12 protein-coding genes are annotated in these 13229 nt (G+C 43.1%); 2 read left to right on the top strand and 10 right to left on the bottom strand.

Annotated elements, in window-relative coordinates:
* The first annotated feature begins 172 nt into the window (after window positions 1-172).
* Entirely contained in the window at window positions 173-985 is an 813-nt protein-coding gene (locus EPB74_RS12125) for an alpha/beta fold hydrolase (RefSeq protein ID WP_274904396.1), read from the top strand.
* 130 nt (window positions 986-1115) lie between these two features.
* On the opposite strand, the gene EPB74_RS12120 is transcribed toward EPB74_RS12125, so the two are convergent.
* The 6 genes from EPB74_RS12120 to EPB74_RS12095 all read right to left on the bottom strand — a co-directional run bounded on the left by EPB74_RS12120 (window position 1116) and on the right by EPB74_RS12095 (window position 8402).
* A complete protein-coding gene (locus tag EPB74_RS12120; protein ID WP_089555022.1) occupies window positions 1116-2180 on the bottom strand; it encodes an HpcH/HpaI aldolase/citrate lyase family protein in 1065 nt (354 codons plus the stop codon).
* A gap of 84 nt (window positions 2181-2264) precedes the next feature.
* Window positions 2265-3473: a cysteine protease StiP domain-containing protein gene (locus tag EPB74_RS12115; protein WP_274904444.1), complete on the bottom strand. Its 1209-nt coding sequence runs from the start codon at window positions 3471-3473 to the stop codon at window positions 2265-2267.
* A gap of 90 nt (window positions 3474-3563) precedes the next feature.
* The gene (locus tag EPB74_RS12110) at window positions 3564-4373 is read right to left on the bottom strand and encodes an HAD hydrolase family protein (RefSeq protein ID WP_274904395.1); all 810 of its coding nucleotides are present in this window, start codon (window positions 4371-4373) and stop codon (window positions 3564-3566) included.
* Window positions 4374-4421: 48 nt separating this feature from the next.
* A complete protein-coding gene (locus EPB74_RS12105; RefSeq protein ID WP_274904394.1) occupies window positions 4422-5705 on the bottom strand; it encodes a phosphoribosyltransferase domain-containing protein in 1284 nt (427 codons plus the stop codon).
* Between the two features lie 93 nt (window positions 5706-5798).
* Window positions 5799-7049 (bottom strand): S1 family peptidase, encoded by a 1251-nt coding sequence (locus EPB74_RS12100; protein ID WP_274904393.1) that lies wholly within the window; start codon window positions 7047-7049, stop codon window positions 5799-5801.
* A gap of 261 nt (window positions 7050-7310) precedes the next feature.
* On the bottom strand, window positions 7311-8402 hold the full coding sequence (locus EPB74_RS12095) for an ATP-grasp domain-containing protein (protein ID WP_274904442.1): 1092 nt from the start codon (window positions 8400-8402) through the stop codon (window positions 7311-7313).
* 376 nt (window positions 8403-8778) lie between these two features.
* Here EPB74_RS12095 and EPB74_RS12090 point away from each other — a divergent pair, with 376 nt between their 5' ends.
* Entirely contained in the window at window positions 8779-10026 is a 1248-nt protein-coding gene (locus tag EPB74_RS12090; protein WP_274904392.1) for a TerD family protein, read from the top strand.
* A gap of 123 nt (window positions 10027-10149) precedes the next feature.
* Here the strand turns inward: EPB74_RS12090 and EPB74_RS12085 are convergent, their stop codons facing one another.
* The 4 genes from EPB74_RS12085 to EPB74_RS12070 form a co-directional block, all read right to left on the bottom strand.
* Window positions 10150-10758, bottom strand: a complete 609-nt coding sequence (locus EPB74_RS12085) for a TerD family protein (RefSeq protein WP_274904391.1) — start codon at window positions 10756-10758, stop codon at window positions 10150-10152.
* A 51-nt stretch (window positions 10759-10809) separates the two neighbouring features.
* Window positions 10810-11562, bottom strand: coding sequence for a TIGR00266 family protein (locus EPB74_RS12080; protein ID WP_089555014.1), 753 nt, complete (start codon window positions 11560-11562; stop codon window positions 10810-10812).
* A gap of 174 nt (window positions 11563-11736) precedes the next feature.
* Window positions 11737-12312 carry a TerD family protein gene (locus tag EPB74_RS12075; RefSeq protein WP_079691289.1) on the bottom strand — a complete coding sequence of 192 codons (576 nt, stop codon included), beginning with the start codon at window positions 12310-12312 and terminating at the stop codon, window positions 11737-11739.
* A 648-nt stretch (window positions 12313-12960) separates the two neighbouring features.
* The coding region (locus EPB74_RS12070; RefSeq protein ID WP_274904390.1) for a DUF475 domain-containing protein at window positions 12961-13229 on the bottom strand (269 nt) is incomplete at its 5' end.

The following is a 13229-nucleotide window of genomic DNA, read 5'->3' as shown; positions in this document are numbered from 1 at the left end:
CGTTCAAAAATAAGGCTACTAACTGTAGGGTGGTTAAATTATGCTAGAAGGCTGTGTTTCAAAAGGCTGTGTTTCAAAAGGCTGTGTTTTAAAGGGTTGTAGGTTATAAGGGTGAGGGACTTGCTCGATAATGTGCTTATTTTTAATTTATTAAACAAACAAGGAAGTGGTTATGCCAACGATTAATGTGAATAATGTCGATATTTATTATGAAGACAGTGCGCCCAATGACAAGCAAAAGCCAGTCATGGTGTTTGCTCATGGTTTGCTATGGAATACGAGTATGTATGACAAGCAAGTCGAATATTTTAAAGCCGGCTACCGCTGTATTGCCTTTGATTTTCGTGGACAAGGTCAGTCTGAAATTACCAAGTCTGGCTATGATATGGAGACACTAACGGAGGACACGCTTGCGCTACTGGATGCGCTAGATATCAATAAGTGTCATTTTTTAGGCTTGTCAATGGGTGGTTTTGTCGCCCAGCGTATCGCTCTAAAACGTCCTGAATTATTGCTATCGCTCACGCTACTTGAAACATCAGCCGATCCTGAAGACCCAAAAAACGTGCCACAGTACCGCAAGCTTATGAAGGCCATTCGTTGGTTGGGTATGAAGCGTGTCAGCCAAAAAGTGATGCCTATTATGTTTGGCAGCAGTTTTTTAGCTGATAAGTCGCGTAAGGCTGACCGTAGAGAATGGTTGTCTATATTACAAAGCAACCGTAAAGATGGGGTCATTAAGGCGACCACGGGTGTCATTGAGCGCACGGCAACTTATGATCAGCTAAGTGATATTAAAACGCCCACACTCATTATCGTTGGCGATGAAGATGCAGCAACACCGTATGCAAAAGCTGAGCGCATGCATTTTGCGATAGCAGGCTCTAAGTTGGTGGTGATTAAAGGCGCTGGGCATACGGCGACAGTCGAAGAACCTGAACAGGTGAATAAAGTCATTAATAAATTCTTAGCAAATTTTGTATAGTATTTATCGGTACAGCATTTATCAGTATAGGTAAAGTTTATTAGAAAAAAGCCGTTATCATTGATTTGATAACGGCTTTTTTTCAGGGGTTTTAAAGCTTTAATTCATAGATTCGACTAATAGCTTTGAGTTATAGCCGCGAAGTATAGTCATTATTGCCATCGTTAATGGTGCCAAACACGTCGGCTCTATTAACTATCTCAGTTGCCCAAGCGCGATGCGTAGCAGGCTCTAACATCGTATTATTATATTTAAATACTGCTTTTGCCTCGCTATGCAAGATTGCCTGCGCCTCATCTAAGATACTAAGCGGTACGCAATAGGCTTGTTGTACCAAAGCAATTTGGCTTGGATGGATAACGGTTTTGCCAACCAGTCCTAAGCTCACATCACGGGTCAGCTCTTGCATAAATAACGTTGGCTCATCCAAATATTCAAATACCGGTGCAGACAAATAAAAACCATGCGGCACAAAACAGCCAAGTAGCTGGTAGGCTAGCGTACCAACGGGCGTGTCATAGACAATGCTATTCTTAGGACGACGCAAACGCAGCGCCGCAAACAAATCATTGCCACCGATACGCAAGGTAAATACGGGCTGGCTAAATGCTTCTTTAAAAGCAATGGCCAACTCTTGATTATGATGCGGATTAAATAGCGCTGCGGTCTCAAGTGTCGGCATCAATAGCATGTCAGTATTTAAATTCTGACAAGCCATACGCCAATTAGACAAGCTATACATATCGACTTTGGGCATGACAAAACCATCAATCAAATCGATATGCGCAAAATGCGATAGCTGTTCTAACATTGCCGGATGACGCGGGCGCACAAATACCAATGGTCTGGTTGGTTGCTCGGTATGAATATCCGCCTCTTTTGATGGCTCATTGATGCTATCGACATGCGCCGCCCATGTATGCAGCAAGGTTTGCAGACGCATGAGTGCCAGCTCAACATCATTGTGGCTGACGGCATCTTCTAAGCAGATAATAATACTGTTAATCGTCGGTAATTTATCACGCTTAATCACTTGCCAAATATCTTGGCGCGTCGCTGGCATATATAAGCTGGCGCCCAACTGGTACGGATGATGCGCATGAGGCTTGATCATGGCATGACGCTCAGTGATGAGATGCGCATAAGACTGGGTATTCTGATAAAGGTTGGACTCGTTGTTTGGTATGTCTGACATAATGGGCATCGTAAATAGTGATAAATGAATGATTAGAGAGAGAAAGTGATACGGTAAAAACGCCAGCGCTAAGACGATAAATTATTAACGATCTGTGGCGCGCTGCTTGATAAGGGTAATTGCTTGATAGGGTAGTATTTTATCACCTAATACACTGATAGCGATATGTCGTTGCGCACATAAATGTCGTAATAATACGGTATCGGGATGCTCAGCGCTGGCCAGCAAAATACGCTCTGGATCGCGGCGCAATATCGCTCTTGTCGCCTCGGCAATGGTCGGTTTAATACGGTTGCGATTGGTGATGTTGTATTCTGCTGCCAGCTTATCGATTAAGTCCGCGGTCTGGTAGCGAGGTTGTTTATATGTTGGCAAGCATTGTAAAGGCGTGCTCAATGTACACCTTACGGCATCGATATGATCGACGAATGCTAAGCTATGATCTACCTCTATTAAGTTATCATAAAAGACACTGCGATGTAGCCCCGATTGCGGCTCGGTATATAAGCTACGTGAGATCAATCCAGACACCGTACTATTTAATAAACCTGATGGAATCAACCAGTCTTCCTCGCTAGCGGCAAGCCAAACAACACCAGCCGGATCAGCAAGGGTAAGCAGCGGGATAACCGCAGTATTATCAGGATTGCTTTGATCAGCAGCCCCTTGATGGAAAATGTTGGCAAAATTGGTATGGCTAGGATCGGCAAATGCTTCTAAGCTATGCGCTAACTCTTGATAAATGGCTCCCTTACCGGTCCAACCATCGATAAATACGATGGGACTGTCTGGGTGTCTGTCCAATATCATCTGCAAAGCAACTGGATCAAGACCGCGATCGCGAATGATACTGACGCCGTAATGCACACTTGGTAAAGAATAGCTGCTATTAATATCTGCCAACGCGCGCTGTAATAATACGCCAATCGGCAAACCTGCTCGCACTAAGCTAACCAATATTAACGGGCATTCATTATTGACTGTTTTCTGAAAAACATGCTTTAGCGTATAAGCCAAATTGGCAATATCAGTCGCTGCTCTTATCTTGCCTTGCTCTAACGCCTCGATATATAGCTGCTCGTGCATGGCACTTGGTGAGCTCTCTAACGTTAACATATCAGAATAATGACGCTGACCACTTTGGATTAACGCTTCTTTTTGGCTAACAGGCACATCGGCAACGGCGTCTTTATCGACAATATCGAGCAGCACAGTGACATCGCTGGCAAGATAGCTACCTGAGCCGTAACGTTTTAAATCGACTGTTTTTGTATTAGGGTTATTTGAGGTCATGGTAGAAATATTAGCACTCACTTAATGACAATATGATGGAATGGTGATGACGGTATGATTGCAATGAGAATAAAGGGTATATTATTAAGCTTAAAATTGCTCATGGAGCTGCCCATGATTGGGCATACCGTACCAGTCAAGTAATTGCAAAAATGGTAAGTCTGCCAGACTGTCGCCAAAACCGAAGCTTGGGCGCTGACTGTCCAAATGCTGTTCTAATAAAAACTGTACTGCATGGCGTTTATGAACTCCATGCGGCAATATCGCTAAATTATTAGCATTCACATGCACATAAAAGTGTTCATCAAAATTTGGTATAAATATTGGTAACTGTTCGGCCAGATCTGCCAATATTTGATGGTTTTTTTCTACGTGTTTGATCGCCAGATAAATGGTTAGTTCGCGGTCAACAAAAGTATCTGTATGCGGCGTAAATTTTAAGTCATCATTGGCAAGATCATTTTTTTGACTATACTTATGAATCCAATCAGTCAGCTGATTTAAGGTATCCTGTAGCGGGGCAAGGGCACTATACATATGCTGTTGCCATGTGTTTAGTAACGCGCCATCAGCCTTTAAAATTACTGCGCCATGGGTCAATACTTGCCAGCTATTAAAGGGCAACTTAACACGCTTAATTTCATGACGATCACGTGCTGTGACGGCTATTAATTCTGTGCTGGCAAGGAGCCAGTTAAAAAATACTGCTTGGCGCTGACTCATAAAACTTAACGGCTCATCTTGTTTATTGACTGTGGCGCAAACTAAGTTTTTAGGCTCAGTCGTTGGTAATTCCCATGCGTCAATTTTCCGCTGGGTCTGAAATAAAGTATCGTCCAAATCCATTAGTGCGTAAGGTTTGATGATATTTGGATTGGGTTGGAAAAATGGGGTAGTCATTAAGTTGTCCGTAAATGATGGGTTGAAAGATTAGAGCGTGACTTAAGACTAAGGACTCACCACCAACACATTATCCAAACCTTTCCACATGCCATCGACGCTATCAGCTGACGTCTCTACGCACAACACAATTAAGTCCCATTCATTGGGATCAACATTATAAGCAAAGTTGGTCATGCCAAGTCCATAATTATCGCTAAAGCTTAACATGGTGGTAATCGCACCACCAATGGCAATCGGCGAGCGCGTCAACGCACTAAAATTAACAATAGAGATAGTTCCAGAGTCTTGAGATTGCGCTATTGCTTGGTTTTCTAACCATTCAGCCAATAAGAATGGTAACCAAACAAATTCATTGCTGCCCAATACTAATATCTTTTTTGGTAACTGAGCTTTATCAAACGGCGTTTGTTTGTTAAATAATTCAAATGTAGTTTGAAAATTCGCCAGATAATTATCAAAACCATCTTTGCTATTTAGCGTTGGAAAACGTCCCCAATTACCGGTATTACCTAAAGCGTGACTGCCAGCTTCGGTCGTATCGACCGACGGCATGGTAATTGGCTCAGGATTGGGCGCATCCGTCCATGTCCAAGCGCCAGATAGCAGATGATGACGATAAAAATCAATATTTGGCAAGCGTTTCGCGACTTGATCAGACACAGCATCATCCGCGTCGGCTTCACCCTGATTCTGAGCTAGTGACCAATCAACCAATGTCGTTAAATGCACCTGCTCCAATTGCGTCAGCCCTGCGTTACGTAGCGCAGTGACGACATTGACGCAAGTATTACCTGTTGATGCTTCGTCGTCGACCATAATAAGGGTTTTGCTGGCAAGTAGTTGCGCTTGGGTGACTTTATCTTTACTTTGATAAATTAAATGCTGGCTGGCATGGCTGTGGTCTTCGCTAAAAGTTGTCAATAAAGCATCGATATCACTGTCATTATGCTGTGCGTGACGAGTAGAGTTGAGCAGTAATGCATTCGGGTATCGCGTCTGAAGTGCTTGATGAACGCCAGCAGATAAGCCAACGGCAGTTTCGGCCATACCAATGACCAAAATAGGCTCAGGTAAATCATTAGGGACTAAGTCAGCCAAATCAGTAAAGGCACTACGCATGGTGCTGGGCGCAACTGGAATATGACGACCTAGTACTTTTGAGACAAACAAAAACGCCCGTTTGGGGTTAATACGCTGGGCAAAACCAAGCAGGTCTTCTAGCTGGTATGATTCATCTTCTATTCGTTTGGTGGCAGTATTTATTTGATAGGTTAGATCAAGAGTGCCGCGTGGTAGGGTGATGGTCGCAGTGTATTTTTCATTAGACATTCATATTCCTTAACAGACTTCTGACGAAGTCGCTGTTCTCATATTATTTTAGGTGTTGTTATTATTGTTAGCAAAATTATTAACTAACAGCTACTAACCCTGACAGCCGACCAGCCATAGCGCCCCGCGGCTTTGCTTGCTGAGCTGTGGTGTCGACAATGGCACACTTGCAACCATTGAGGACGAGTTTTGATTATTAGTTAAATCAGCAAGGCTAATTCCGGCGCTGGTCAAGAGCGCAGATAATAACTGAAATTTCACGGCATAGTTCATATTTTGTGCATGTTCATGATTAAGGCTCGCCGTTACCATGCCGACAACTTCACCCGTTGGTAATAGCAGAGGACTGCCACTAGAGCCGGGTTGAATGGGCGCGGTGAATTGCATATAGCGAATATCATCGCCGCAGCCGGTCAGACCCGAGACGCAGCCTTGAGTTACCTGTAACTGACTGCTCACGCCAGATAGCGGAAAACCCAAGGTAGTCACGGTCTCGCCCAAGATATCAGCACACTGTTGCGCCAATGGTAGATAACTTGACAGCGGCTCGCTCACCCTAATAATCGCCGAGTCGCTACCGATATCGCTGAGCACTACTTGTGCCTCACGGTCAGGCTGTCCTTGCTGACGTATACCAATCATCGCGGCTGATTCAATCACGTGATAGCAGGTTAGCAGGTGATAAGCGTCTATGGCAAAGGCAGTGCCCGTCCATGTTTCACCGGCTTGTACTTGCCGAGGAGGGCGTGATTCGTTATTATTTTGTCCCTGCTGATTTTGTTGACGTTGGGCTTCTTGAATCAGTGCATGGGTATCTGGTGGACGGGTATCAAGGCTAACTTGCACCCGATGCTCCAAACTTACCAGCCCTTGGGTCGAGCTTTCACCAAGAGCACGACATTTAAACTGGCCGTTACGCTGGTATATCTCAAGCACGATAGCGGCTTTCACATGACGTTCCATCGCGGTAAAGTCATAACAGATAGCGCTATTATTTAGGTTCAAGCTAACAGCATTTAGTTCGACCGCAGGCAAGTTGAGGCTTGGCTCTGCATAGACATAGACTATTAATTGTAAAAAACTGATGCCTTGTGTACCGAACAGCATCTGCAAATTTAGCTGCCATTCGCTCGGTGTGTCGGTACTATCAAGACGCGCCCAGTCTTTGGGTTCATGCAAGTAGGCTGGACTACAGGCAGCCTTACGCTGCTCATCTAAAGGTAGCCATATTAGCCCCAGCTGTTGACCAAATTTTAGCTGATTTGTAGTAGCAAAGGCGACTGAACATTGCGCTTGCTCGATAATTGTATTCGCGCCTAACACTAACGTCGTCTGTGCTGTCATCGCCCGGCCTCTAGTCAATATTATGCCATATTATAATAAGGTTTTTTAGTGGTTACTCTGGTGAGTAGTACTGTTAATATACGCTTATAGTAACGGTTTTATAAACGGCGTGGGTCAGAATTTTCACATCATCTAGCGATGCTATACGATGTGAAATGAGAAGATTTTAGGCACTATAGATTTTTTATCTTGATTACGATTGATAGTAATTAATGGTTTTATTTCATAACTTTATTCAACTCATCACTTCATCTAATAGATTCATTCTATAGATTGTTCTTCAATCTTTACACTCACCATAACTGAGCGTACCTGACAAGGTATAATCTGCTGAATGATGTCTGCTAGCTTAGGTTTATCAGTTAAGCCCAGCCAGTAGCCAAATCCTACTTGCGTTAAGTCCACACCGCTATGGGTAGTGTAATCGATGCCACCAGAGGGGCGACTGTTAATCTCAAGCGCACGGTGCTGACCGTCATCGTCGGCCTTGGTCTGTACGCTGACGATACCATCACAGCCGAATGCTTTAATGAGTGGAATGACCACATCCATGACCGATTGCTCGTAGCCAATATGCTGGATTTTCCCTGTTTTATAACGAGTGATGGCGGCCAATACTTCACCATATTCGCACACCACATCGATAGAGTATTCTTGCCCTGCCAGATAAGGCATCAGTAGCATGGGGATAGGGCGCTCATGGACCATTTGACTGTTTGTATAGGCACTTATAAACTGAGCAGTGCTGATTTTTTTCTCTTCAGTAAAGTATAAATGCTCAAAGCTATCGTATTGCTCGCCTGTTTCTTTACCCGCTTCCTTATCCTTGCCCAAACGCCAAAATCCTTGTGCAAAGATACCTGTGACTGGTTTAACGCACAATGGCTGATGACCATGCTGAGCGAGTAATGCTTCAAGCTCTGCGACATTATCAAAGCGCCAAGCATCTGCGACAGGGATATCGTGCTGATGACACTGCTGCATAAAGGCAAACTTATCATCTATCGATTCTAATGCGCCAACGCTGTTCGCACCTGTTAATAAGCGAATGCCAGCTGCGCTAAATACCGCACGATGGGCTTCATAATCAATACCATTGCGTCCCGTTAATAATACTTTGACCTTATCTTGCTTAGCTTGTTCTAATACGAACTGCCAGCGCGGTATCGTTGCTGTAGGTAAAATTGGCGGTTCAATGCCTAAATATTCATCGCTATCAGCGACAGTATTAGAAGGTTCATAATAAATTTTGTCCGCAAATTCAAAAATCTCCGGTCTATCGTGGCGGTGTGAAGCAATGATGGTAAAGGGTGTATTAGATTGGGCTTTTAGTGCCTGTAGACTGGCTAGCATATCGCGCTGGCTTGACTGACCCTCAGCCAACCAAACCGCTGATGGATTAATTTGGCGGTTACTGGTGCGGGTATTCTCAGTTCCAGTTCCAGTTCCAGTTCCATTATCATTGCTATTATTATTGATTTGATTATCCATAATTCTCTCAGCGCTATCGTCAGTTATTAGTAAAAATATTTTTTTGATAATTCTTTCAATACTTTATATGATCGCCATTATATACAAATGCGACAAGATATAAATACTTGTCAGAAATATCGTTAATGGCGTAATAGGATTGTCTTAGCCACAGTACCGATTAAAAAATAGCCAATATCCATGCTACTATATGGCGATAGTCAACATAACAAATTATAATTAATATTAAGGATAAATAATGAGCCAAACCTTGATTGCCGGAGCAAACGCACCGCTACCGAACGATAATATCAGTATCCGAATTATGAGCCAAAACTCTATCGATTGCGCAGCCTACCGCTTGACGACAGCTGGTCGCGTTCGCGGTGACGGCGATATGATTTTTTATGGTCAGACACGTAGTGATGATGGTAGTGTCAGCTTCCGTGGTCATGATAGCGACGGTTTTTTTGATATTAATTTGCCCGCACAATCTGCTGCTATTGACAAGATTGCCTTAGCATTCTCTAGCAGTCAAACTTTAGCGCAGCTGGGTGATGTTGATATCCAAGTCTTGCAAGGCAGTCAAGTGCTGCTGACTTGTCAGCTTAATGCTGCTGGTCGCAACGAAAAAGCCATTATCCTAGCAGAATGCTATCGCCGACAGGGCAGTTGGAAATTTCGTTTTATTGCCCAAGGTTTTGAAGGCGGTCTTAAGCCGTTATCGGAGCATTTCGGCGTTGAAATTGCTGATGAGGCTCCGGTTCAAGCGTCGCCCGCTAATAATGCGTCTATCAATACGCAAAAGCCAGCGAGTACAGGGCAAGCTAGCAGTCCACCACCGATTCCTGCTGGTAATACCAGCGCATCTTCGATTAACTTAAGCAAAATCACCTTAACTAAAAATCAATCTAGTATTAACCTAACTAAGCGTGATGACTTTGGTAAAATCTCTGTCAATCTTAACTGGAATCAGCGTCCAGATACCAGCAAGCAGGCACCTAAAAAAGGCTTATTAGGCGATTTGTTTAAACAACACAAAGCTGGCGGGATTGATCTTGATGTTGGCGCGATGATTCATCTTAAAAATGGTGAGAAAACACTCATTCAAGCATTGGGCAATCGCTTTGGTAGTTTAACGTCAGCGCCGTATGTGTGTTTGCGCGCAGATGATAGAACGGGGCAGACCAGTGGCGGCGAATGGCTGGATATTAATGGTCAACAGTGGTCGCAGATTGAAGAGGTCTTTATCTTTGCTTTCATTTATGAAGGCGCACCCAATTGGGCGCAAACGGATGGCGTGGTCACTATTCATGTCCCTGAACAGCCACCGATTGAAACACGCCTGACAGAAGGTGCGGGTAATTTGCCTATGTGTGCCATTGCTCGTTTGGTCAATCAAAATGGTAGTATTAACGTTGAGCGTATTAACGAATACTTTAAAGGACACCAAGAGATGGATAAGGCCTTTAATTGGGGCTTTAGCTGGAAGCGTGGTAGTAAATAATTTTTTCGATATTAATGTCAAAGTAAAGTATTAAAACCAAAAAATCAGCCCCTCTATTACTAATAATAGAGGGGCTGATTGCTTATTGATAACTAACAGTGCTTATAAACGTTATTAAGCTAATTAAGCATGCGGTGTAATAGCAGGCATTAAGTCATGAAAGGTACGACCTGAAGCGGTTTCGCCAATCGCGTGCATTTTCCATTCGTCATTATGACGATAAACTTTTGCCATAATCATCGCCGTATGAGTACCTTGTGACGATAAGTTATAACGCGCGACTTCACTATTATTATTGGCGTTAACGATACGGCAAAATGCATTCTCGACTGTCTCAAACGTCTGTCCGGTAAAGCTATTAACGGTAAATACCAATGACACCACACTAGCTGGCACTTTCGATAGGTCAACGTTGATCACTTCGTCATCGCCATCGCCGTCACCAGTACGGTTATCACCGGTATGCACGACACTGCCGTCTTTTGACTTAAGCTGACTGAACCAAATAGCATCGACCGGCTGCTTATTGCTATCAAACATGATACAAGAGGCATCCAAGTCGATAGAATCGCCACCACTACCGCCGCCGAATAATTTACCTAAAAAACCACCTTTTTTATCTTGTGGACCTTGCGCAACATCCCAACCAAGACCTAGTTTTACTTGGGTAAGCGTACCACCAGCTTCTTTGCTTAGGGATATTTTCTGACCTTTTTGTAAGCTAACTGCCATGTGACTGTCCTTATAATAGTTATTTAAAAATCATAGTTATTTAAAAAAGTGCTATAGAATATTGCCAAGTAATCCGCTATTGCCGCCGCGACCACCTGAGCTAGTACCCAAGATGCTTTGTAGCCAACCTTGATAACTGTCACGATTACGCGAGCAAATAATAACTTTGCCCGTACCAGAGAAGTTCAAAACCATACCTTCGCCACTGGTGACCGAATTGATGATATTGCCCATAAAGCCTTTTTTCTTGCTGGTTGCGACCGATAGCTTGTATTCCAAACGCGAGTCCCAGCAGACCACATGACCATTATCAATGATGACATCTTTACCGGGTTCGACATCAATCTCGAACAATGAGCCAAAGCCTGACACCACCACTTGACCATTACCTTGAGTTTGCATCACCATAAAGCCGCCGGTGTCGCCAAATACAGCTCCGCCTAGATTGCGCTGAATCTTAGCTTTCACATCAACACCCGTTTGTGCTGCTACAAATGCGCCGTCACTGAGTGTATATTGTTGTGAGCCAACATCGAGTATCTGCATATCACCATCGAGCGTTGGTGCAAGTAGACAATCACCTTCGCCATTCACAGCCTCAATTTGTTGCTGAAATAATGATTCGTCATTGGCAAAGCGCCGCATCAAGGATTGCATTAATCCCCCTTGCAGCTTACCTTTAAGCTCAAGGTTCGACTCCATCATCACCATTGCATTGGCTTCGCAATATATCGAATCACCTTTTTTAAGGTTACAATGTAAAAAGGGTTCAATCGTACCGATTAAGCTAAATGTTGCGGCCATGGGGTGCAAATCCTTATTTTAATTCTTTAATATGTTTTTTACATATAATTTCGATAGCCAATTAATTTTAAAGCCATCAAATGTGATAGTAGAGCACACTTGATAGCTTATTGGATACATTCAGTCGTCTGCTTGTATCCGTTTACTATAGGATATTTTTTAGCTCAATCAAACTTAGACATTGACGCCATAAGAAGCAGCTAATGGACCTAGACCGCCGCTAAAGCCTTGACCCACTGCGCGGAATTTCCAGTCACTACCATGACGGTATAATTCACCAAAAATCATGGCCGTTTCAGTGCTACCATCTTCTGATAAGTCATAACGGGCAATTTCAGCTGCGCCGTTGTCATTCACGACACGGATGTAAGCATCGCCAACTTGACCAAAGTTTTGGTTACGGGTCTGACCTTCATAAATGATGGCACATAAGGCAACTTTGCTAACGTCAGCTGGGATGCTCGCTAAATTGACTTTGATGGCTTCATCATCGCCGTCACCTTCGCCAGTACGGTTATCACCGGTATGCTCAACCGCGCCGTTGTCTGATTTTAAGTTATTGAAAAAGATAAAGTCTTGGTCATTACGGACTTTGCCAGATTCATCAACCAAGAAGCCGATAGCGTCTAAGTCAAAATCTTGACCGTCGGTCGCGCGTGGATCCCAGCCTAGACCGACGGTAATATTGGTTAAGCCTGGCGCTTCTTTTGATAAGTTTACGTTGCCGCCTTTCGTTAAGCTAATAGCCATATGAATGTCCTTTGGTTTATTAATTAAATGATTTTATTTTTTAATAGTATGAGAATTGAGCTCAAAAACAATATTACATGAATGCTAAGCCACGTCCTGCATATCGTTACGTTTTACTATACTAAGCAGATTGATAGTAAGCAAGGTGAATTTTGTGTGCTTACTAAGCAACATAAAAGCCTTGTATAGCAGATACTTTTTTAACACGCTAAGCTATAGTAAGTAAGGTATTGTTATTAAAAGCGAAGTGAGTTAATTATCAGCTGCTATAGATAGATGGTAGTGCGAAAAGCTTGAAGAGACTATAGGCAGTTCTACATAAAATCGATACGTTGGTAGCCACGTGCTACTGTTATAAAATTTTCTTGCTGGTTGTTCGCAAGCGTGACAGAGGCTGCGAAAAATTTATTCCAGTAGCACTCGTATCGGTTTTACAGTGAATTAACTATAAGAATGATTCTCTAACAGCTTTTTCTTAAGCGCTATTTATAATTTTAAAAGCTATTGGATAAAAGCGGTTTAATAAGAGCCATCTTAGAAAATAAAAACAGGTTATACCAATTGTTTGATATAACCTGTCATTACTACGATTTTCTACCAAAGCACTTTTTACTTAATTTGACGTTATTACTAAAACTCAAACTAAGATTAAGTAATCGACTTTGCTTCTCGCTTACGATAATTAAGTGACGCAACGAATGCCCAGCCAATAAAGGTAATACCGATAAGGCCAGTGATAAGCTCTGGCACATGGAATTTTACTGACAATAGCATAATAATGGCTAAAGCCCCGATGGCATAATGCGCGCCGTGTTCAAGATAGATGAACTCATCCAGCGTGCCTTTGTCTACCAAGAAGATCGTCATCGAACGCACAAACATCGCACCGATAGCAAGACCTAGCATAATCACAATCA

The sequence above is a fragment of the Psychrobacter sp. DAB_AL62B genome, from assembly GCF_028895345.1.
Classification (GTDB): Bacteria; Pseudomonadota; Gammaproteobacteria; order Pseudomonadales; family Moraxellaceae; genus Psychrobacter.
Note: the sequence above shows the minus strand (reverse complement) of the source record. Positions and strands in the feature narration are given on the sequence as shown.